This is a genomic window from Sphingobacterium wenxiniae (genome assembly GCF_900116225.1).
In the GTDB taxonomy this organism is placed as follows: domain Bacteria; phylum Bacteroidota; class Bacteroidia; order Sphingobacteriales; family Sphingobacteriaceae; genus Sphingobacterium; species Sphingobacterium wenxiniae.
In genome coordinates this window covers 340,818-363,255 of the sequence record NZ_FOZZ01000003.1, presented here as the reverse complement: position 1 = coordinate 363,255, position 22,438 = coordinate 340,818, and the positions used below count along the sequence as shown (strand labels likewise).

General features: G+C 42.1%; 14 protein-coding genes and 1 tRNA gene. 11 read left to right on the top strand and 4 right to left on the bottom strand.

The window, feature by feature from the left end; translation table 11 throughout:
• The first annotated feature begins 7 nt into the window (after window positions 1-7).
• From BM375_RS06415 to BM375_RS06380, 8 genes are all read left to right on the top strand, one after another.
• Window positions 8-1,867, top strand: a complete 1,860-nt coding sequence (locus BM375_RS06415; protein ID WP_093364552.1) for a RagB/SusD family nutrient uptake outer membrane protein — start codon at window positions 8-10, stop codon at window positions 1,865-1,867.
• Window positions 1,868-1,926: 59 nt separating this feature from the next.
• Entirely contained in the window at window positions 1,927-3,777 is a 1,851-nt protein-coding gene (locus BM375_RS06410) for an outer membrane protein assembly factor BamB family protein (RefSeq protein ID WP_093364551.1), read from the top strand.
• Entirely contained in the window at window positions 3,774-6,236 is a 2,463-nt protein-coding gene (locus tag BM375_RS06405; RefSeq protein ID WP_093364549.1) for a bifunctional glycoside hydrolase family 9 protein/polysaccharide deacetylase, read from the top strand. The genes BM375_RS06410 and BM375_RS06405 overlap by 4 nt, the downstream gene beginning before the upstream one ends.
• A gap of 72 nt (window positions 6,237-6,308) precedes the next feature.
• Window positions 6,309-7,118, top strand: coding sequence for an N-acetylmuramic acid 6-phosphate etherase (murQ, locus tag BM375_RS06400; protein ID WP_093364547.1), 810 nt, complete (start codon window positions 6,309-6,311; stop codon window positions 7,116-7,118).
• A gap of 116 nt (window positions 7,119-7,234) precedes the next feature.
• Window positions 7,235-8,746, top strand: a complete 1,512-nt coding sequence (locus BM375_RS06395) for a sodium:solute symporter (RefSeq protein ID WP_093364546.1) — start codon at window positions 7,235-7,237, stop codon at window positions 8,744-8,746.
• Window positions 8,747-9,530: 784 nt separating this feature from the next.
• Window positions 9,531-9,605, top strand: a tRNA-Val gene (locus BM375_RS06390).
• Window positions 9,606-9,728: 123 nt separating this feature from the next.
• Window positions 9,729-9,968, top strand: coding sequence for a hypothetical protein (locus BM375_RS06385; RefSeq protein WP_093364544.1), 240 nt, complete (start codon window positions 9,729-9,731; stop codon window positions 9,966-9,968).
• 72 nt (window positions 9,969-10,040) lie between these two features.
• Window positions 10,041-10,610, top strand: coding sequence for a hypothetical protein (locus BM375_RS06380; RefSeq protein WP_093364543.1), 570 nt, complete (start codon window positions 10,041-10,043; stop codon window positions 10,608-10,610).
• 24 nt (window positions 10,611-10,634) lie between these two features.
• Here BM375_RS06380 and rsmG read toward each other — a convergent pair whose 3' ends face one another.
• Window positions 10,635-11,270, bottom strand: coding sequence for a 16S rRNA (guanine(527)-N(7))-methyltransferase RsmG (gene rsmG, locus BM375_RS06375; protein ID WP_093364541.1), 636 nt, complete (start codon window positions 11,268-11,270; stop codon window positions 10,635-10,637).
• A 112-nt stretch (window positions 11,271-11,382) separates the two neighbouring features.
• A complete protein-coding gene (locus BM375_RS06370) occupies window positions 11,383-12,525 on the bottom strand; it encodes a glycosyltransferase (RefSeq protein WP_093364539.1) in 1,143 nt (380 codons plus the stop codon).
• A gap of 171 nt (window positions 12,526-12,696) precedes the next feature.
• On the opposite strand from BM375_RS06370, the gene tgt reads away from it, so the two are divergent.
• From tgt to BM375_RS06355, 3 genes are all read left to right on the top strand, one after another.
• Window positions 12,697-13,827 (top strand): tRNA guanosine(34) transglycosylase Tgt, encoded by a 1,131-nt coding sequence (tgt, locus tag BM375_RS06365; protein ID WP_093364538.1) that lies wholly within the window; start codon window positions 12,697-12,699, stop codon window positions 13,825-13,827.
• A gap of 54 nt (window positions 13,828-13,881) precedes the next feature.
• Window positions 13,882-14,967, top strand: a complete 1,086-nt coding sequence (locus BM375_RS06360; protein WP_093364536.1) for an LptF/LptG family permease — start codon at window positions 13,882-13,884, stop codon at window positions 14,965-14,967.
• An 81-nt stretch (window positions 14,968-15,048) separates the two neighbouring features.
• Window positions 15,049-15,948 (top strand): DMT family transporter, encoded by a 900-nt coding sequence (locus BM375_RS06355; RefSeq protein WP_093364535.1) that lies wholly within the window; start codon window positions 15,049-15,051, stop codon window positions 15,946-15,948.
• 38 nt (window positions 15,949-15,986) lie between these two features.
• Here the strand turns inward: BM375_RS06355 and BM375_RS06350 are convergent, their stop codons facing one another.
• Window positions 15,987-17,453: a glutamate synthase subunit beta gene (locus BM375_RS06350; protein WP_093364533.1), complete on the bottom strand. Its 1,467-nt coding sequence runs from the start codon at window positions 17,451-17,453 to the stop codon at window positions 15,987-15,989.
• 21 nt (window positions 17,454-17,474) lie between these two features.
• Window positions 17,475-21,989, bottom strand: a complete 4,515-nt coding sequence (gltB, locus tag BM375_RS06345) for a glutamate synthase large subunit (RefSeq protein WP_093364532.1) — start codon at window positions 21,987-21,989, stop codon at window positions 17,475-17,477.
• Window positions 21,990-22,438 lie beyond the last annotated feature (449 nt).

The following is a 22,438-nucleotide window of genomic DNA, read 5'->3' as shown; positions in this document are numbered from 1 at the left end:
GACAGCAATGAAAAAATTAACATATATTCTTTTAGGAGCTTCTTTGGTACTGGGGGGTAGCTGTACAGACCTTCTGGATAGACCCGAGCTCAATAAGGTCATCGACTCAGAGACTTCGTTTTGGCGAAACGATAATGACTTACGCTTATATGCCAATGACTTCTACCCTAATTACTTTGTAGGGTACAATACCGGGTTTGGTGTGGCTTATACTCCGCTGCGTGGATTTAACTTCTCGGATGATTTTACGTCTGAAAATTTACAGGCATCCATGTTAGGAGCAGTACCTACTAGCGGAGGTGGATCTACCTCGGCAACACCGGCAACCCTTCGTTTAGAGCATATGGGGCCGAACTGGAATTTTTACTGGGTACGGAAAGCCAATCTTATGCTTGAGCGCTTAGGTAAGGAAGCGCAAGGCAGACTTTCAGACGAGGAGTTGAACCATTGGACTGCCGTGGGACGTTTCTTCCGAGGGTATGAATATGCCCGATTGGTGAGTAATTTTGGCGATGTTCCATACTATGACCATACAATTGGATCGGATGATTTTGATGCCCAGTATAAAGATAGAGATGAGCGTGGGTTTGTTATGGACAAAGTCTACGAAGATTTCCAATACGTACTGAATAATATGCGGGTAAGTGATGGAAATGGCTATGTAAACCGCTATGTTGCCGCGGCATTGATTTCCAATCTGATGCTTTTTGAGGGATCGTGGCAGCACTATCATAATCTGGATAAGGCAAAAGCACAGAAATATCTAGAGATGGCGCGTGATGCAGCACAGTATGTGATGGATAGCGGCCGATGGAATTTTAACTCAGATTATAAAAGTTTGTTTGCTTCTGAAGATTTAGCGGGCAACAGCGAAGTGATCTTTCACAGAACATACGATGATGCCTTGACGATTAGACACGCCATAGCATCTTATAGCAATGGTACAGAAATTCAAGCGCGTTCCGCGAATTTGGATTTGATCAAGGCTTTTGTATGTTCGGATGGTGATGTTTGGCAAAATTCTACCGTAGATGGAGCTTCCAATTTCAGGTTACAGGAATTGGTGAAGACACGTGACCCTCGTTTCGAAGCCACATTCATGGATACGGTCAATGCTCCAGCTGTTGGTACACGAGTTTATGCGCATAAGTTTGCTGGAAGGGAAGCTTTGTCTTTCATCGGTGGGGCTTATCCTCCGAAATGGGGTTCAAGCACGAATACTAATGATGCACCAATCGTGCGATTGGCGGAGGTCGTATTAAACTGGGTAGAAGCCAAACAGATTTTGTCAGAAAACTATGGCGGAGCACCTGTTTCTCAGTCTGATTTGGATAAATCCATCAATGCTATACGCAATAGACCGTTGGATGCAGAAGCTGTGGCTAAAGGTGTGCAGAAAACAGCTCCATTGATGTTAAGCAAACTGCCTAACGATTTGGGCAGAGACGGTGATGTCTCGCCTTTGATGTGGGAAATACGTCGTGAGAGACGAATGGAATTCGTTTACGAGTATGCTCGAATTCAGGATCTTCGCCGGTGGAAGAAACTGCATTATATGAACTTCACTAAAGATGATTATAAATTAGGTGCTTGGGTTATAGGTGTTAAAGATTTTGGTGACAAGAGCAATCCAGGCAAAATTTTACCTGCATTTAAAGACCGTTTGCAAGTCATGAAATCAGATGGTACGATTGTGAAATATGATGGTACCAATGATGCGGAGATGGAAGGGTTCTATGTGGCTTTTGGTTTTACAAATAGGCTTGCTGTCACCGACAGAAACTATTTGTCTCCAGTGAGCATAGGTCTGATCCAAGCGTATGAAGATAGAGGCTATACCTTGACCCAAACGCCGGGCTGGGAATAATCTCGATTTAAATAATAGCAAAAGGTCAGTTTTTTGACCTTTTGCTTTGTCTGCTTCCCATGAAAAAAATTATACTCTTTCTAACAGGATTCTGCTTTGTTGCTTCTGTATTTGCCCAGCCGTTCAGGTTTGCCCAAGTAACGGATACCCATGTGGGTGGAGCTACCGGTGCTGATGACTTACGTCGAACCGTTCAAGACCTCAACCAGCAGTTAGATGTCGATTTTGTGATATTTTCAGGAGATATTACTGAATTTGGTTCAGATGATGAATTGTTGCTTGCCAAGCAGATACTGGATAGTTTACAATTGCCTTGGTATGTGATCCCGGGGAATCATGACAGCAATTGGTCAGAAAGCGGGGCTAATTCTTTTCGGAAAGTGTTCGGTGAAGAAACATTCTTCTTTCAGCATAAGGGCTATATGTTCATGGGTACAACTTCGGGACCTAATATGCGAATGAGCCCAGGACAAATTCCGAGAGAAAATTTGGTATGGATGGATTCCGTTTTTGCAGCTAATCCAGATAAAGAAACACCGCTTATCTATATTAACCACTATCCTCAGGATTCTTCCTTAAACAATTGGTATGAAGCTGTCGATCGCTTGAAGCAGCGTAATGTGCAATTGGCGATGTGTGGTCACGGACATCAGAACAAGCTATACGATTGGGAGGGCATCCCGGGAGTGATGGGGCGTTCTAACCTGCGGGCGAATGACACTGTTGGTGGATATAATATTATCTCGATTGATGATAACCAGGCTACCTATGAGCTGCGTAGGCCTTTGTGGCGTACGGAAGAAAGCTGGTTGCAAGTGCCTTTACGAAATCATCACTTCGAGAAAGACGTGAAAATGTATAAAAGACCTGATTTTTCAGTCAATGAGCGATATATCGGCGAAGTGTCCAAAGCTTGGTCGTTTCAGGATGACAGTGATTTAGGGACGGGGTTTGCCGTTTATGGCGATTTGCTGATTACAGCAAATACCATGGGTAAAGTATATGCGCTCAGCACGGGAAGCGGTGAAAAACGTTGGGAATATACAACTGGAGGAAAAGTCTACTCTACTCCTGCAGTATGGCAAGGTGTGGTCGTTGTAGGTTCTTCTGACCACCATATTTATGGCTTGGATGCAGAGACGGGAATGTTGAAGTGGAAGGTGCGGACCGGTAAAGCGGTATTGGGCAGCCCTGCAGTAGAAGATGGTGTTGCATTTATTGGTGGGTCAGATGGTGGTTTTCGCGCTATTGATGTGGAGAAAGGAACGGTATTATGGACTTTTGATGAGCTGAAAGGTTATGTTTCAGCTAAACCTACAATTTATAAGGATAAAGTTATTTTTGGTGATTGGGGTAATGGGTTTTATGCACTGAATAAAAAAGACGGAAAGATTCTCTGGTCATGGGACAATGGGCATAAGAACCGTATGTTTTCCGCTGCAGCCTGCTATCCCATAGCTGTGAATAATCGGATTTTTATTGTCGCTCCCGATCGGTTTATGACTTGTTTGGATGCAGATAATGGGGAGGTAATATGGCGTGAAAAGAAAGATCCGATTCGTGTCCGTGAATCCATGGGTTTATCGGAAGATGGAAACTACGTTTATGTAAAGACAATGGATGGAAATCTGTTAGGGATTTCAACAAATGCAGATAACATGGAAGTGGTTTGGACTTCAAAATTGCAATTACCCTATGAATTAACACCATCGGCTATTACTTCCGGAGGAAGAAAAGTATTTGTGCCAAGTCATTCTGGGCTATTGTCCGCTGTGGATAAAGAGTCAGGAGAGGTTTTGTGGCAGTATAAACTGTCCAACGGGATGATTAACCCTATATTGATTCTTGATGATAAACAGGTCGTTGCTTCAACGATGGATGGGGTGATTATGAAATTTAATTTGCGATGAGATGTATTTTGTTGTTGTTCATTACGCTGGTTGTGCAGCTCTCCTTTGCGCAGGACACATGGATACGTGTCAATCAGCTGGGGTATAGAGAACAGGCTAAAAAAGTAGCCGTGTGGGTCAGCAAGAGCGATCTGCCAATCCATGATTTTGTTCTGCGTGATGCAAAGTCCGATAAAGTGGTATTCAAAGGGAAACCTTCTGCACCTTTTGGCGCGTATGGTGCTTTTGTACAGTCCTATCGATTGGATTTTTCGGCTGTAAGACAAAAAGGAACATATATCGTTGAGGTGGATGGGGTAAAGTCCCACATTATCCGTATAGCAGATGATGTTTATAACGGCACGGCAGATTTTGCACTGCGCTATATGCGGCAACAACGTACACTCTTTAATCCCTTTTTGAAAGATAGCTGCCATACACACGATGGTTTTACCATGTATGCAGCGTCTGTAGGCTTGCCAGATAGTACACATGTAGATGTGGGCGGCGGTTGGCATGATGCTTCCGATTATCTGCAATATGCAACTACTTCCGCCAATGCGACATATCACCTACTGGCTGCTTATCGGGACTTTCCGCATGCCTTTACGGATCATAAGCAAGCCAACGGATTATCTGGGGCGAATGGTGTTAAGGATGTGCTGGATGAGGCAAAATGGGGACTTGATTGGTTGTTGAAAATGCACCCCGAGCCTCATATTATGTTTAATCAAATAGCGGATGACCGTGATCATGCAGCTATGCGTATGCCCGGTGAAGATCCTTATTATGGTCGAGGTTATGAACGGCCGGTTTACTTTATCGACGGTGAACCACAGCAAAGAGGGAAGTTTCTCAATAATACAACAGGAACAAGTTCTACGGCTTCAAAGTTTGCTAGTGCTTTTAATCTGGGAGCAGCTATCTTTCGTGAAAAAGATACCGACTATAGTCAAATGCTGACAGGCAAAGCACGAACAGCCTTTGACTACGCACATAAGAAATTAGGTGTTACCCAAACAGTCTCTGTCAAATCTCCTTATATCTATGCAGAAGACAATTGGGTGGATGATATGGAGTTGGCATACGCGACGATGTACCAACAGACCGGAAAACAGGAATACTTAGAGAAGGCATTAACTTTTGCCAAAGAAGAACCTATAACCCCTTGGATGGTTCGTGATACCGCAAACCATTATCAATATTATCCTTTTATTAATCTCGGGCATTATGAGTTGGCAAAAAACCTACAAGGAGAGCCGCGTCAGGAAGTTATTTCCTATTATAAAAATGGGATAGAGCAAGTGTGGGACAGAGCTAAGCAAAATGCTTTTTATCGTGGTGTACCTTTTATCTGGTGCAGCAATAATCTGACAGTCGCCTTTGCCATGCAATGTCTGTGGTATAAAGATTTGACGAATGATGCAAGTTATGACGAATTGATGCAAGCCAATATTGATTGGCTGTTTGGTGTTAATCCATGGGGGACGAGCATGGTATATGGTCTGCCTGCGTGGGGAGATACCCCAGTAGATCCTCATTCTGCTTTTACCCATCTGCATAACTATCCAATTGATGGAGGACTGGTGGATGGTCCTGTGTATGCAGCTATCTTTAATAACCTTATCGGGATACAATTGCACGAGCAAGATGAATATGCCGAATTTCAGAGCGATTTGGTCGTTTATCATGATGACTATGGGGATTATAGCACGAACGAACCGACGATGGACGGTACAGCTTCTTTGATTTATCTCTTGTCTTCACAGGAATCTGTCCAACAAGTGAAAAAAGATGAATATGGTGCTATTGTGCAAGGGGATGGTAATAAAAAGCAGATTAGCCTTGTATTTACGGCGCATGACTTTAATGATGGGAATGAGACTGTAGCCCGTGTACTGAAAAAACAAAAGGTGAAAGCAAGTTTCTTTCTAACAGGGGATTTTCTAAGAAATAAAGAAAATCAAAGTTTTATAAACAAGATTAGGAAGAACCATTATATTGGCCCGCATTCGGATAAGCATTTGTTGTATGCCACATGGGAAAATAGAGATAGTACACTGGTCGTAGAAGAAGATTTCAAAAGGGATCTGGAAGCTAATTATACGGCATTGGCAAGTTTTGGTATCCGTAGGGAAGAAGCTACATTTTTCATGCCCTCATATGAATGGTATAATCATGATATTGTGCGGTGGGCAAATGCCGAACGTATTGAGGCGGTAAATTATACGCCGGGTTTGCGGACGGCTGCGGATTACACTTATCCGGAAATGGGAACACGATATATGACCTCGGAAAAAATTTTTGAGCAATTATTGCAAACGGAAAAAGAAAAAGGGCTAAATGGTCATATAATTTTGATACATTTAGGCGTTGATAAGCGAAGAAAAGATAAGCTATATGACCGCTTGGAAGATATTATCCAAGTATTGAGGGACAGGGGATATGATTTTCTCCCTATAAACGAAATGTTAGATTAATAAAATTTATGCAGGTTTGTGCGTGTTTTGTTTTGAAATTCGCATATTTGTAATAGTTTTTTTATTTGTAATATGGTAAGAGTAACAGAAAAGGAGTCGAATTATCAGGATTTGGATAAAATGTCCGTAACAGAATTATTGACAAATATCAATAAAGAGGACAAAACCGTTCCTGATGCGGTGGAAAGAGCTATTCCTCAGTTGGAACCTTTGGTGAAGGTGGCTGTGGAGAAGATGAAAAAAGGAGGAAGGCTTTTTTATATAGGTGCCGGTACCAGTGGACGTTTAGGCATATTGGATGCCTCGGAATGTCCACCTACTTTTGGCGTTCCTTTTGACTGGATTGTCGGTCTGATTGCCGGAGGAGATGTTGCAATTCGTAAGGCTGTGGAATTTGCAGAGGATGACGAAGAGCAAGCCTGGAAAGATTTGGAAGAATTTGGTGTTAACCAAAATGATGTGGTTGTGGGGATTGCTGCTTCTGGCACGACCCCATACGTTATCGGAGGCTTGGAAAAAGCGAATGAGGCAGGGCTTGCTACGGGTTGTATCGTGTGCAATGACGGCTCGCCGATTGCACAGGTGGCTCAATATCCGGTAGAAGTTGTTGTTGGTCCTGAATTCGTTACAGGATCTACACGTATGAAATCCGGAACAGCGCAGAAATTAGTACTCAATATGCTCAGCACGTCTGTTATGATTCAATTAGGACGTGTGAAAGGGAATAAAATGGTTGATATGCAACTATCCAATGTGAAATTGGTGGCACGTGGGGTACGCATGGTGATGGATGAGACGGGATTGGATGAAGACACGGCGTCAGCACTGTTGGAAGAATTTGGTAACGTCAGAAAGGCTATTGAAAGCTACCAAGAAAAATAAAACAAACTATCCATTATCATGCAAGTGATGATGGTGGTGTAGGTTAGGACAGTGATGAAGAACCTCCTCCGTAACCTTCATCACTTCCGTCACTTTTATAACTTAAACATACAATTATGTCACCTCTTATTTTATTGTCTTTTTTGGTAGTATATTTCGCTATACTACTTGGGATAGCGTATTTCACATCCCGCAAAACCGCCGATAACTCTACCTTTTTTGTTGCTAACCGGAGTGCTAAGTGGTATGTGGTGGCATTTGGGATGATCGGCGTTGCGCTATCGGGCGTTACTTTTATATCCGTCCCAGGAGATATTGGCAATGCCCCCGCGGGTTTACAGCCTAATAATTTCAGCTATTTTCAGTTTGTTCTGGGAAATGCAATTGGCTTTGTTCTCATCGCTTATGTGCTTTTGCCGTTGTACTATCGGATGCAGCTCACATCTATTTACACCTATTTGGAGGAACGCTTGGGCTACAAAAGTTATAAGTCTGGCGCAATGATTTTCTTGATTTCAAGAACAATTGGCTCTGCCTTCCGGCTATATTTGGTTGCTATCGTATTGCAGCGTTATATTTTTGACACTTGGAATATCCCTTTTATAGTGACAGTAGCGGCCTGCTTGCTATTGATATGGGTGTACACCAATAAAGGAGGGCTAAAAACTATTCTTATTACGGATATTCTACAAACAACCTTTTTAGTGCTTGCTGTTTTTTTATCTATTTATTTTATGGCAGATGGTTTGGGTTGGAGTATACCAGAGGCGATGGAAAAAATTAAAGAGAGCTCGTACTCTAAGGTATTTGTCTGGGAAAACCTGCTGGGAGATACCCGTCATTTTTGGAAACATCTGATTGGTGGGATCTTTGTGACCGTTGCGATGACAGGTCTGGATCAGGACTTGATGCAAAAGAATTTAAGTATGAAAACTATTGGTGAAGCTCAGAAAAATATGATGACTTTCACCAGTATCTTCGTTGTGATTAATATCTTTTTTTTGTGTGTAGGCGCATTATTATACTTCTATGCAGATGCCAATGGTATCAATATTGCCGACTTGGGCAAATCCGATTATCTCTATCCCGAGATTGCACTGCGACACTTAGGGATCCTACCAGGTATTGTGTTTATGATGGGGTTGACTGCTGCGACTTTTGCCACTACCGATTCAGCACTGACAGCATTGACAACTTCATATTGTGTGGATTTTCTGAACTTCAATAAGAAAGAGAATCCTAATGATCCTAAACTGGTGCGTCAACGGAATATTGTGCATTTGGCATTTTCGGTTGTCATGTTGTTGGTCATTGTCTTTTTTCATGTGATTAATGATGATTCGGTAGTGACTGCTATTTTCAAGGTCGCAGGATATACGTATGGTCCTCTTTTGGGATTGTTTGCCTTCGGCATTTTGACAAAAAAACGAGTGAATGATAATTTAGTGCCTTACATCTGTATACTTGCTCCTACTCTAATTTATTTGTTGACATTGTATGTGTTGCCATATACCGGCTATAAGGTAGGTTTTGAGTTGATTGTGTATAATGGGTTGCTAACGTTCTTGTTGTTGTGGTTAACCTCTCCGGGAAAGTTGAACGATAAAGAGTGGCAGAGCGTAAAATAAGGGGTAGGATAAAAAGCTTCTTGTTATTAATGGTCAATTACAACAAAAGTTTCGGATAAGGATTGTCTCGTAAAGGAAGATAAAATAGTAAGGATTTCTACGTAACATGGAAACAACGACAATATTCAGCACAACAAAGTCAATAGACTTTAACAAAAAGACGATAGCATTGTAGGCTTGTGCAATGTGCTGTATCTTGATGAAATGTGTCGTTTTTTCATCGTGTAAGGAGTCTATCTTTTCGACAACTTGATTTTTGTCGCAGTCATTGTAGTTTAACGTAGACTACATGTTCAAAAAGATAGAGTATATTGTCTTTTATACAGTTGCAATATACAGATTGTGTTCGAATGTTTAATCTATGGTGAAGTTCATGCTCTTTTAGCGAAATATATGTTTCCTTAAAGGCATGTTACGTAGCAAAATGACGGATACACTATACTGTAGTCTTATGTTTGTGTACATTATGATATAGTTAATTGCATCTCTTGTTCATCCTATGTACAGCAAGAAGAAAACTACCTACATTGTATAACATACATTTGAGTATGTGCACATGAGGTTGTATAACGAGTATAGGTATATTTGAAGGTCATGTAATGCAGTTGTGTTTCTTGCAGAAACTGTTGTATCTATAGTGTTGTTATAATGCTGTGTGGTAATAAATATATGCAGGAAGTAGCTGTATGTTTTGAATAGTTAGTACGGTATGTAATCATCTTTAAGTTTTGTATCGAATGGATTGCATATAAAATAGAATTTATGTAAGTTTGCGCTCATACGAGGGAAATTAGCTCAGCTGGTTTAGAGCACTACCTCGACAAGGTAGGGGTCACTGGTTCGAACCCAGTATTTCCCACTTCAGAAAAGCCCGAATTTTTCGGGCTTTTCGTTTTTTGCTTGATTCATTTTTCATGAAAAGAAAACAAGGTTGCGGACAAGGTTAGATTTCAGTAATTTTGAATAAAAAAAAGTATAGGATATGGAATTACAAGGCCCACAGGAACCTTTCGATATAGAGATCGGGAATATAGTTTATTCGATCTTTCCAGAAGAGAAAGATGTGTATATGGTATTTAAAGACGGGGAGGAATACGTGAAGATTATAAAGGATACAGAGCAGACCTGGTTAAAATTGAACCCGGAAACGGAATTGCCGATGTTTGGTATGGATGAGGAGATTAATGCAATAGGTCAAGGAATCATCGCTGAGCTTGGGTAAGCGTTAAATTCCGTTAAAGATTCCTCGAAGAAGAAGCCTTCGCCATAACTTTAGATAAACAGTACCCAAGTTATGGCAAGGGCTTTTTTATTTATTGTAGGTATGGTCATTGGAGCTTATGGAATGGTGCTATCGGCACAGATTCCGTCATATCTGGTAACTTCTGTGCAGGATACCATAAGAAGGGACACGATAGTCCTTGAAGAAGTGGTTGTCCATCAGAAGCTCAGTCCCGAAGAGCAGTTGGAGGCAAAGAAGGCATATCACAAGGAGATTTTTGGGCTTGGAGATAACAAGAATATGGTTATCATCAATCCCCTGGGTGGGATAGCTGTTAATATACAAAAACTGTATAACCATTTCAGCAGACGAGGGAAAGGCGCACGTCGTCTGCAACGTATATTCGAAGAGGAATATGCCGATGACTTGGTTAATGCCCTGTGGAACCCCCTACTGGATGAGTACATCCCATTACAAGGCGATTCATTACAGAAGTTTAGTCTATACTTTAAGCCTGATTTGGATTTTCTCGCCAATGCCACACATTATGAACGTGTAGAATATATGGTAAACAGTCTGAAGAATTATAGGGACTCCGTAGATGTTATCCATAAAAATTTAGAGCTAAAAGCTGAGCCTTAGTATAAACAAAAGTATATCTCTGACCTACATCTGCACATACAAGACATATTTCGTATCGAAGAAATCCTCTTTAAAATAGCTGGATAGGGAATGAAGCTGTACCTTTACCTTTGCATCTTTTATTTCTTCCTTCAAGTCACCTCCTTTGAGGTATAAGATACCATTAGGAACGCCGTTTTTATCCTTTTTCTCAAATTTATTACGTACCCATGGGATGAAATCACCCAGTCGTGTAACCGCTCGGGACACAACGAAGTCATATTTGTAGTCCAATTGCTCTGCACGGATATGGTCTGCCTCTACATTCGTCAGGCCAATAGCTTGTGCGACTTCACGTACTACTTTTATTTTCTTGCCGATGGAATCGACTAGATGAAACTGCACGTGCGGAAATAAAATTGCCAGCGGAATCCCTGGGAATCCACCGCCCGTTCCCACATCCAAAATCCGTGTGCCGGGAGCAAATTCCTGAACAAATTTAGCAATCCCGAGGGAGTGAAGTACATGTTTGAGATATAGGCTTTCCATATCTTTTCTGGAGATAACGTTAATCTGGTCGTTCCAGAATGGATACACTTCTGCCAGCTGGGTGAATTGTTCCTTTTGTTTTTCCGTTAGTTTAGGGAAATATTTGAATATAATATCGACTGTAGGATTCATGTTATTTTATTGTTTTTTTAGTGTTGCTGTTGTCTAAAAAGTTGATTTTCGTTGTCATCCTGAGCCTGTCGCTGTGTCTCGCCTCTGGCGATGAAAGGACACAATTTATTACTTACCACGAAATGTCTTTTTTTCGCCTGTTAAAAAGACCGTTGATACAAATATAAAAATAGTAAAATAGGTCTAAGAATGGCAATACTATTAAAAGATCACTGACCTGTAGTTTACGGTATACTGGTGTAAATATGAAAAACTGAGCTAATAACCGTGTTCCGTAAAAGGCTAATGGGATGTACCAACAAGTTGGGTATGAGATGAAGGATGCTATCAATACAATATAAAAAAACACTGCAGAAACTAATTGTGTTCCCAACATGCGTTTATGTCTGCCTTTATATAATACCGAAGCTCCTGAATGTCTGCTTTTCTGTTTGTAATAGCTTCTCCATGTCATTTTCGGAACGGAATATACCTGTGCATCTGGGTGGATAGCGATGTTGACATTGGTGGGGGTGGCATTGTGATTGACGAAAAGGTCATCATCACCCGACTTGATATGCATGTGCTTGTTAAAGCCTTTTCCTTCAAAAAATAGGGTTTTGGTATAAGCCAGATTCCTGCCCACCCCCATATAGGCATTTCGCTTTAAGGCGTAAGCCAAATAGCTCATGGCTGTATGTGTAGTTTCAAATCGAATAAGCCGATTTAGGAAGCCTTGTTGCTTAAAGTAAGGAGAATAACCAAGAACGATTTCTTTATGTGAGGTAAATGCGCCAGCCATTTCTGCTAACCATCTGTGAGATTGTGGTTGGCAGTCGGCATCTGTAAATACTAAATGCTCATATTTTGCTGCTTTTATACCTAAGGTTACGGCAAATTTCTTGGAATGCTTTAGACGAACATGTTCCTTGATTTCAACGATGCGAAGCTTATTGGGATATTGTTGACAGAAGTCTTTTAATATCCAGCGGCTGTCATCATCTGAGCAGTCATCGACTAATATGACCTCAAATTCGGGATAATCCTGTTCCAGTATCGTCGGGAGAAAGTTTTTTATATTCTCTTGCTCATTATGTGCACAGATAATAATACTTACGGGAGGTTTATTCTCGGTATCGGCATAAGATTTTACTTTATAGACCGCCAATTTCCCGTAGACGAAGAGTATATAGTACAATTGTATAAGCCACAATATGGACAATACCCCTATAAGGGCATGAGGAAAGTAAGGTAAGATTTGTTCAAATGTTGCCATATAAAAGTCCCAAAGATACGGGGTTCTACGTAGATACAGGTGAGAAATCGTTAAGTTTTATTAAGAATTTTCGGGATAATCGTTTCCTGCTGATTTTTGTTATATTTTTGCACTGGATTTGTGAAAAGCATCTATTCGAGACGCTTTTATACAAAACGAAAGAGAGCACAGATGAAATTTACGCTTCAAGCACAAGATACAGGTTCACGCGCACGGGCAGGAGTACTGCACACAGCACATGGGGATATACAGACGCCAATTTTTATGCCGGTAGGCACTGCGGGCACAGTAAAGGCTGTACACCAACATGAACTGGTCAATGATATACAAGCCCAGATTATCTTAGGAAATACATATCACCTGTATTTGCGCCCTGGATTGGATGTATTGCATAAGGCAGGTGGCCTGCATAAATTCAATAATTGGCAGGGGCCAATCTTAACAGACTCGGGAGGCTATCAGGTTTATTCCTTGACGGAGGTGCGTAAGATTCGCGAGGAAGGAGTGACTTTCCGTTCGCATATCGATGGCTCCAAGCACTTGTTCACGCCAGAAAATGTGATGGATACGCAACGTGTTATCGGAGCGGATATTATTATGGCTTTTGATGAGTGTACGCCCTATCCTTGTGAATATAGCTATGCCCGTAAATCCTTAGATATGACGCATCGCTGGTTAAAACGTTGCGTGGATAGGTTTGATAGTACAGAACCGCTTTATGGTTATGAGCAAACCTTGTTCCCAATCGTACAAGGCTCTGTTTATAAGGACTTGCGTGAAAAATCTGCAGAAGTGATTGCTTCGTTCAACAGAGATGGAAACGCCATCGGTGGACTCTCCGTAGGTGAACCTGCAGAAGAGATGTATGCTATGACTGATGTGGTGACCAATATCCTGCCAAAGGACAAACCTCGTTATCTGATGGGAGTAGGTACGCCTGTCAATATCTTGGAAAATATTGCTTTAGGTATTGATATGTTCGACTGTGTTATGCCTACGCGAAATGCGCGAAATGGTATGTTGTTTACACAGAATGGTATCATCAATATCAAGAACGAAAAATGGAAAGATGACTTTTCGCCTATCGAAGCGGAGAGTGATTTGTTGGTAGATCAGATTCACACCAAAGCCTATTTAAGGCACTTGATACGTTCACAGGAAATTTTGGGTGCACAGATTGCTTCCTTGCATAATTTGCATTTCTATCTTTGGTTGGTTAAACAGGCTCGGGATAAAATTATAGAAGGGACTTTCTATACGTGGAAGGAGAAAATGATAAAGATTCTTGGTCAACGATTGTAGTTAGTTGGAACCTGGAAACTACTAATCTCCAATCCTCATTAATTAATTTGTAAAATGTTAAACATCATTGACCGCTATATCATCAAAAAATACCTAAGCACTTTTGTGTTTACGGTAGGGATTTTTATTGTGGTGATTGTCGTGTTTGATGTGTCGGAGAAACTGGATGACTTCTTGAAGAATAAAGCTCCTATGTCAAGGGTTTTCTTTGAGTATTATGCCTTAGGTAGTATCCCCTTTTTCCTGAACATGCTTACTCCACTGATTAATTTTGTGGCGGTGATCTTCTTTACCTCCAAGATGGCCGACCAAACGGAAATTGTTCCTATACTGAGTGGAGGAATGAGCTTTAACCGCTTCCTAAGACCATATATGATTGCGGCGGGATTGATCTTTACCTTTACATTGGTCTCTAACCTTTGGATTATTCCTTATACAAACAAAATCAAGGTTAACTTTGAAAGTGTCTATGTAAAACCTCATAAAGTGAGTACCACTACGTTGTCTACCCACATGCAAATAGATTCGAATACCTATGTGTACATCGATAATTTTGATACGAAGAGAAACGTGGGATTTAATTTTTCGCTGGAAAAATTTGATGGCGACCATATGATTGAAAAACTGATGGCCCAACGGATTACCTGGGATTCAGTTGCTACCAAATGGAAAATTGAGGATTATACTGTCCGGAAAATTGATGGTCTGCGGGAGACAATGGAACAGGGGACTGCGCGCGATACCACTTTGGATATGCTGCCAAGAGATTTTGAGGTGTACGATGATGTTTTCACGGCGATGGATACCAAAGAGCTGAATGAAAGGATAAAAAAGGAGGAAACTCGCGGAACAGGCATGATGACGGATCTGCTGCTGGAGCGATATAAACGTTATATGGGGCCTTTCTCTGCTTTTATCTTGACACTGATGGGCGTTTCCCTTTCTTCAAAAAAAGTGCGTGGGGGTATTGGTCTGAGTCTGGGGATTGGGATAGGGTTGAGCTTTGCTTTTATTGTCTTGGTGCAATTTTCTACGATGTTCTCTTTGAAAGGAGGGCTGCCTCCGTTGATAGCTATGCTTATTCCAAATGTATTGTTCCTTGCGTTGGCCCTCTGGCTGAAATACAAGGCTCCTAAGTAGTATGTATATTGCGTATAGCGTAGAGGGTATTGCGTACCAACTGTATCTGTCAAATCTTATTAAATCTGTGTAATCATTCTGATGAAAAACAAAAACCTTCTTATTCTACATTTTACGGTACTTATCTGGGGCTTTACCGGTGTTTTGGGAGAATTGATTTCGGTGTCGGCATTACACTTAGTATGGTACAGAGTTTTGATAGCTGCACTTTCTCTTTTTCTTTATTTTATCATCAAGGGAAAGTCTATCCGTGTGACGCGCGATAAGCTTATCCAATTCTTTATGGTGGGAGGGATTGTAGGATTACATTGGGTGCTGTTCTTTCATGCCATCAAGGTGTCTACTGTTTCGGTTACGTTGGTGACCTTATCTTCCTTGACACTTTTTACTTCTATCCTGGAACCTATTATCAACAGGAAACGTATCTCTATAGCTGATGTTGCTATTGGATTAGTTATTATTTTTGGAATTTACCTGATTTTTAAATTTGAGTTCAAATATGTGTGGGGGATTATCTTTGGACTCTCTTGCGCATTTTGTGCGAGTATATTCTCCATATTGAATGCTCGGATGGTCAAGCAGACCAGCCCTACTATTATTACTTTCTATGAGATGTTAGGGGCCTTCTTTTGGGTTTCTCTCTTTATGTTGGCTACGGGACAGTTTAATGAGCAGATGTGGTTAAGCGCATCGGATGCTTCATACCTGATACTGTTAGGCGTAGTTTGTACTGCAGTAGCCTATGTGTTGGGGGTCGCTGTGATGAAAGAGCTTAGTGCTTTTACGGTGGCTTTGGTTACCAATATGGAGCCTGTTTATGGAATTATCTTAGCCCTATTGATATTTGGGCATCGTGAAACCATGAGTTTAGGTTTCTATGCAGGAGCGGTTATTGTGTTAGGGGCAGTATTCGCCTACCCATATATTAAGGCCAAAATTGAAAATAGGGAGCGTCGTCTTATTAATAGAAAGCTGCATTAATTTTTAGCCTCGGGATTTCAAATCCCGAGGCTAAAAAACTAAGCGTAAGCTACGGTTTTATCTTTGCATTCCAGTTCGGAATATCCCATGAGGTATTCATCAACCTTACGCGCACATTCACGACCTTCGGAAATCGCCCATACCACTAAAGACTGTCCGCGACGCATATCGCCTGCCACAAAGACTTTGTCAACAGAAGATTTGTATTCTCCCTCGATCGCTTCTACATTACCGCGTCCATCTAATTTTACGCCTAATTGTTGTAAAAGACCGTCGTGTTGAGGGTGTAGGAAACCCATGGCCAATGTAACCAGTTCACAAGGCATTTCGCGTTCCGAACCTTCTACTTCTTTGAACTTGGTCGGTCTGCCTAGACCGTCGGTTTCCCATTCCAGATCGACAACCAATGCCGCACGAACATGTCCATTATCATCGCCAAGAAAAGCTTTGGTGCTCACGCTCCAATGACGTTGGCAGCCCTCCTCATGAGAGGTAGTCGTTTTCAAGAGCATAGGGTATGTTGGCCAAGGCATGGCTTCGGTGCGCTGTTGCGGTGGTTGCGGCATGAGCTCAAATTGTGTTACACTTTTTGCTCCATGACGATTGGATGTGCCTACACAGTCAGAACCGGTATCACCTCCACCGATAACTAGCACATTCTTGCCAGTGGCGAGAATCTCCTCTACTTCAATAGGTGAATTACCCACACGCTTGTTCTGCTGTTTGAGGAATTCCATTGCGTAATGTACACCTTTTAATTCCCGTCCCGGGATGGAAAGGTTACGTGGGATGGTAGAACCACCAGTTAATACAATTGCGTCATAGGATTGAAGTTCACTTGCTGGAACATTTGCTCCAACTTCAGCATTTGTTCTAAATTCAATCCCGGATTCCTGCATCACTTCCACGCGTCGGTCAATGACCGATTTATCCAGTTTAAAATCTGGAATACCATAGCGTAAAAGACCACCGACTTTGTCATCACGTTCATAAACGACGACATCATGTCCGGCTTTATTGAGTTGCGCAGCAGCGGCAAGCCCCGCTGGACCAGAGCCTACTACGGCTATACGTTTTCCGGTTTTTACCAGATTGCGGTTTGGTTGTACATATTGTTTCTTATAAGCAATCTCGATGATATGCTTTTCGATCTCTTCAATAGCTACCGGTGATTTGTTAATGCCTAATACACAGGCAGCTTCACAAGGAGCCGGGCATATTCTACCTGTAAATTCCGGAAAGTTGTTGGTCGATGTTAATATGTTATACGCTTCTTCCCAACGGCCATCGTATACGGCATCGTTAAATTCCGGTATCACATTGCCTAAAGGGCAGCCTGAATGACAAAATGGAATGCCACAGTTCATACAACGTGCTGCTTGCTGGTTCAACTGTACGTCGGAATAGCTATGTACAAATTCCTGATAATTCTGTTTTCTGCTTTCTACAGATTCTTTCTGAGGAAGCGTTCTTTCAAATTCTAAAAATCCTGTTGGTTTTCCCATGATTATTTTTCCTCCTCGTTATTAAGCTTCCACTAGTTTTTTAAGTAACACATTTTTGTATTCACGAGGGAATACTTTGATAAACCGGCTTTTTTCACTATCCCAATTCTGGAGAATAAAATTAGCCCGCTCACTATTGGTCAGATGGATGTGACGCTTCAAAAGAGCGATAATAGCATTTTCATCCTCGGTATCCAGTGGGTCAAGGTCTACCATCTCTTGGTTACAGTTGTCGTGGAAGTCTCCGGCGATATTGTATATCCAGGCGATACCGCCGCTCATACCGGCAGCAAAGTTTCGACCTGTTGGCCCGATAATCAATGCCCGTCCACCGGTCATGTACTCACAACCGTGATCACCGATTCCTTCTACAACGGCTGTTGCACCAGAGTTTCTTACGGCAAACCGCTCTCCTGCCATACCGTTGATGAACAGGTGACCGGAAGTTGCACCATATAAAGCCACGTTACCGATGATAATGTTCTCATGGGCAACTAGTGGGCTATCAGCCGTTGGATAGATAGCTAACTGTGCGCCTGAAAGCCCTTTTCCTACGTAGTCATTAGCTTCGCCTTCCAGCTCGAAAGAAAGCCCTTTGGCACCAAATGCGCCAAAAGATTGTCCAGCTGAACCTTCAAATTTGAAGTTGACGGTATTGTCGGGAAGTCCCTCGGCTCCATATAGCTTGGAGATCTCGTTGGACAACATTGTTCCAATTGTGCGGTCCGTGTTTTTTACTCTAAATGTGCCAAAGACCGGTGTTTTACTTTCCAAGGCAGGTTTGGCTTGTGTCAATAGTCCCCAATCCAAAATCATGCTCATGCCATGATCCTGTTCCTGCGTATTGTATAAACTCTCGGAAGGTTCATTGCGCGCCACGTATAGAATTTGCGAGAAATCAATTTTCTCTGCTTTCCAGTGGTTGAGTGCTTCCCGTTTTTTCAAAAATTGTGCACGACCTACCATTTCGTTGATGCTGCGGAAACCAAGTTGCGCCATAATCTCACGTACTTCTTCCGCTAAGAAACGGAATAGGTTCACAATATCCTCCGGTTTTCCGGAGAAAAGCTTACGCAACTCTGGATCTTGTGTGGCGACACCTACGGGGCAGGTGTTCAAGTGGCATTTACGCATCATGATACATCCTCCAGCAACAAGAGCCGCAGTTGCTACGCCCCACTCCTCTGCTCCGAGCAAGGTAGCGATGACAATATCACGTCCGGTTTTCATCTGCCCATCCGCCTGTAATACAACGCGACTGCGCAGCTTGTTCTGTACCAATGTTTGATGGGCCTCTGCCAAACCCAGTTCCCAAGGCAAGCCGGCATGCTTAATAGAGCTGATTGGGGATGCGCCTGTACCGCCATCGTACCCCGCAATAAGGATAACATCGGCATGTGCTTTGGCCACCCCGGCAGCAATTGTTCCTACGCCAGCTTTAGATACTAATTTTACGTTGATTCTTGCAGCTCTATTGGCATTTTTCAAATCGAAAATTAACTGAGCCAAATCCTCTATGGAATAAATATCGTGGTGAGGAGGAGGAGAAATCAATCCTACGCCTGGTGTAGCATGACGCAGGCGGGCGATGAACTCGTTAACCTTATGACCTGGGAGTTGTCCCCCTTCACCTGGTTTAGCACCCTGTGCCATTTTGATTTGTATCTCATCCGCTTCGGTTAGGTAATGTGAAGTCACACCGAAACGTGCGGAGGCAACTTGCTTAATGGCCGAACGCATGGAATCACCATTTGGTAGACGTTCAAAACGGATAGCATCTTCACCTCCTTCGCCAGTATTGCTTTTAGCACCGATACGGTTCATGGCAATAGCTAAAGTGCTGTGTGCTTCTGTTGAAATTGATCCCATAGACATCGCTCCTGTAGCAAAACGCTTCATGATGCTTTCTATAGACTCCACTTCTTCCAAAGGCACAGGCGTGCGGTGTTTCGCAAAATCAAGCAAGCCGCGCAAGGTGAACATGCGTTCTTTTTGGTTGTTGATTAAGGTCGCGTATTGTTTGTAAGCCTCAAAATCACCTGTACGGCAAGCTTTCTGTAAAAGATGTATGGTTTCCGGACTCCATAAATGACGTTCTCCTCGACGCTTCCACTGATATAATCCCCCTTCAGGAAGTAATCTTTTCTCTACTCGAGTAGGGCCAAAGGCACGCCAGTGCTTAGCGAGTGCTTCTGTCGCAATGTCGTCAAGTCCTAACCCTCCGATACGGGAAACTGAACCACAGAAATATCTATCTACGACAGACTTGTCAATACCCAACACCTCGAAAATCTGTGCACCATGATACGATTGTAGGGTAGAGATACCCATTTTTGAGAATATTTTTAATAAGCCTGCACAGATAGCCTTAACATAATTTTTCTTTAAATCGTCCCAAGTGAGTTCGGTGTCTATCTGGCCTAATTCTTTCATGGTGCGGATAGTAGCCAAGGCCATATAAGGGTTGATTGCTGTAGCACCAAAAGCCAATAAGCAGGCAAAATGGTGTACCTCCCAGACATCACCAGCTTCCACAACTAAACCAACAGCACCTCTGTTTCCTGTTTTGATAAGGTGGTGATGCACCGCAGATACCGCTAAGATGGATGGAATAGCACAGTGCTGCGAATCAATAGCACGATCGGAGAGGATAATTACCTCAAAACCATCGCGTACGGCATCGTCTGCATAACGGCACAGTCGCTCAATACCAGCTTCTAACGAACCTGATTGACCATCTGCTTTGAAATAAAGTTGCAGGGTTTTTGCTTGAAATATACCTGTATCGATGGAACGAAGCTTTTCTAGTTCGCTGGAAGTTAATATCGGATGTTCCAAGGTAACACAGTGACAGAATTTTTTGTCTTCGATTAATATATTGCCCGCATTGCCGATAAAGGTAGCTAAGCTCATTACCAAACGCTCACGGATAGGATCAATCGGTGGGTTGGTTACCTGTGCAAAAAACTGCTTGAAATAACTGGAGAGATGCTGAGGCTGATCCGAAAGAATAGCCAATGGCACGTCTGTACCCATGGAGCCGATCGGTTCGTAGCCTGTGAGTGCCATTGGTGTAAGAATGGTCTCTAAATCTTCGCGAGAGTAGCCAAAAGCCTGTTGGTACTTGAGTACTGACTCCTTTTTAAGATAAGTATAGGTTACACGGGGTTCTTCCAATTCATCCATGCGGATTTTGTATTTATTCAGCCAGTCGCCGTAGGGCTGTTGACGGATAAGTTCTCCTTTGACTTCTTCGTCAGAACGTATACTACCTCGTTCCATGTCTACGACGAAAATCTTACCAGGCTGTTGACGTCCCTTTTTGATAATAAGGCTTTCGGGGATTGGTAGTGCCCCAGCTTCAGAAGCTACAATAACGCGATCATCTGAAGTGATGGCGTAGCGCAAAGGGCGTAGACCGTTGCGGTCAAGCGTTGCCCCAATAGTTTTCCCATCCGTAAAACAAAGTGCCGCAGGCCCATCCCAAGGTTCCATTAGCGTAGCGTGATATTCATAGAATGCTTTTTTCAACGGATCCATTTGGGTATTTCCATCCCAAGCTTCAGGAACTAACATTAACATGACATGCGGTAGGCTTCGTCCGCTATGCAAAAGCAATTCCACGACATTATCTAAACAAGCAGAATCGGACTGCCCACGGTCAACTACAGGAAGAAGAATTTGCATTTCTTCCTCAGTAAAGTAAGGTGATGAAAGTGAACGTACACCTGCGTAAAACCAGTTGAGGTTTCCTGTGAGTGTGTTGATTTCTCCGTTGTGCGCGATATTACGGAAAGGTTGTGCTAAAGACCATGAGGGAAAAGTATTGGTAGAGAAGCGGGAGTGTACTAAACCAAAAGCCGATACGACGCGTGGATCTTTTAAATCTTCAAAATAAGAACCTACTTGGTATGTCGTAAGCTGTCCTTTGTAAATAATAGTTTTGCAGGAAAGTGATGCGATATAGAGTGGGAGAGGGTATTCTTGATGTTTCTTTACTTTTTGGATGATGAGCCTTCTTAAAACAAATAGTTTCCGCTCAAAATCCTCTGTGGTTGACACACCGTCTGGACGGGAAACAAAAAACTGCACGATTTCTGGTTCGGCACTGAGCGCAGTTACGCCTATACCTTGTCTATTAACCGGCACATCCCGAAAACCTAAGAATTTCATTCCTCGCTCTTCTGTTGCAGCAATAATCGATTCGCGACAGATAGCATTTAGATCTTCTTCTTTAGGAAGGAATACCATACCTGTGCCGTAATATCCGGGCTCTTGTAATTGGATGCCAAGGTTAATACATTCTTCCCATAAAAATTCATGAGGTAATTGTATCATAATTCCTGCACCATCACCGCTCTCTGGGTCACAGCCACAAGCTCCGCGGTGTTCCATATTCTCCAACATCGTCAGGGCATCCTGAACTTGTTGATGTGATTTTTGGCCTTTAATGTGTGCAACAAAACCAACACCACAAGCATCATGTTCAAAATCAGGATTGTATAGTCCTTGTTCCGCTAATCTTTCATTTTTCATTTTTCTCCTCAAAATAATTTAGGTTGCTAATATAGGAATAAAAAATATGTTTTATTATAAATTTTATAAATAAAATGATTTTGTTTTGATTTATTCTTAATAATAGTTGGTTTTGTTGAGGATATTGTATTTACTGGTTAATAGAAGACATTTGTTAATAGTAAGGAGAGGCTAAGACTGATTTTACGGTATATGATAAAAAATAATGTCATCGTCATTGCGAGGTAACGAAGCAATCTGATGACATTAAAAACGCAGATTGCTTCGTCATACTTCCTCGCAATGACGCGTTTTTTTATGACTTATTAAGTTTTGTCATGTACTAAAGACTGATTTATAAAAGTTACATAAAAAACAAAACCCTGGTGATGGGCACCAGGGTTTGCTACTAACCAATTATAAACCTAAATTATGAAAAGACAATTTTTAACTTGCAATCGTTGATTATC

What these genes read in the sequence shown, in the direction of transcription:
- BM375_RS06415 (WP_093364552.1), top strand. Translation starts at nt 8, where the DNA reads ATGAAAAAATTAACATATATTCTTTTAGGAGCTTCTTTGGTACTGGGG.
- BM375_RS06410 (WP_093364551.1), top strand. Translation starts at nt 1,927, where the DNA reads ATGAAAAAAATTATACTCTTTCTAACAGGATTCTGCTTTGTTGCTTCT.
- BM375_RS06405 (WP_093364549.1), top strand. Translation starts at nt 3,774, where the DNA reads ATGAGATGTATTTTGTTGTTGTTCATTACGCTGGTTGTGCAGCTCTCC.
- murQ (WP_093364547.1), top strand. Translation starts at nt 6,309, where the DNA reads ATGGTAAGAGTAACAGAAAAGGAGTCGAATTATCAGGATTTGGATAAA.
- BM375_RS06395 (WP_093364546.1), top strand. Translation starts at nt 7,235, where the DNA reads ATGTCACCTCTTATTTTATTGTCTTTTTTGGTAGTATATTTCGCTATA.
- BM375_RS06385 (WP_093364544.1), top strand. Translation starts at nt 9,729, where the DNA reads ATGGAATTACAAGGCCCACAGGAACCTTTCGATATAGAGATCGGGAAT.
- BM375_RS06380 (WP_093364543.1), top strand. Translation starts at nt 10,041, where the DNA reads ATGGCAAGGGCTTTTTTATTTATTGTAGGTATGGTCATTGGAGCTTAT.
- rsmG (WP_093364541.1), bottom strand. Translation starts at nt 11,270, where the DNA reads ATGAATCCTACAGTCGATATTATATTCAAATATTTCCCTAAACTAACG.
- BM375_RS06370 (WP_093364539.1), bottom strand. Translation starts at nt 12,525, where the DNA reads ATGGCAACATTTGAACAAATCTTACCTTACTTTCCTCATGCCCTTATA.
- tgt (WP_093364538.1), top strand. Translation starts at nt 12,697, where the DNA reads ATGAAATTTACGCTTCAAGCACAAGATACAGGTTCACGCGCACGGGCA.
- BM375_RS06360 (WP_093364536.1), top strand. Translation starts at nt 13,882, where the DNA reads ATGTTAAACATCATTGACCGCTATATCATCAAAAAATACCTAAGCACT.
- BM375_RS06355 (WP_093364535.1), top strand. Translation starts at nt 15,049, where the DNA reads ATGAAAAACAAAAACCTTCTTATTCTACATTTTACGGTACTTATCTGG.
- BM375_RS06350 (WP_093364533.1), bottom strand. Translation starts at nt 17,453, where the DNA reads ATGGGAAAACCAACAGGATTTTTAGAATTTGAAAGAACGCTTCCTCAG.
- gltB (WP_093364532.1), bottom strand. Translation starts at nt 21,989, where the DNA reads ATGAAAAATGAAAGATTAGCGGAACAAGGACTATACAATCCTGATTTT.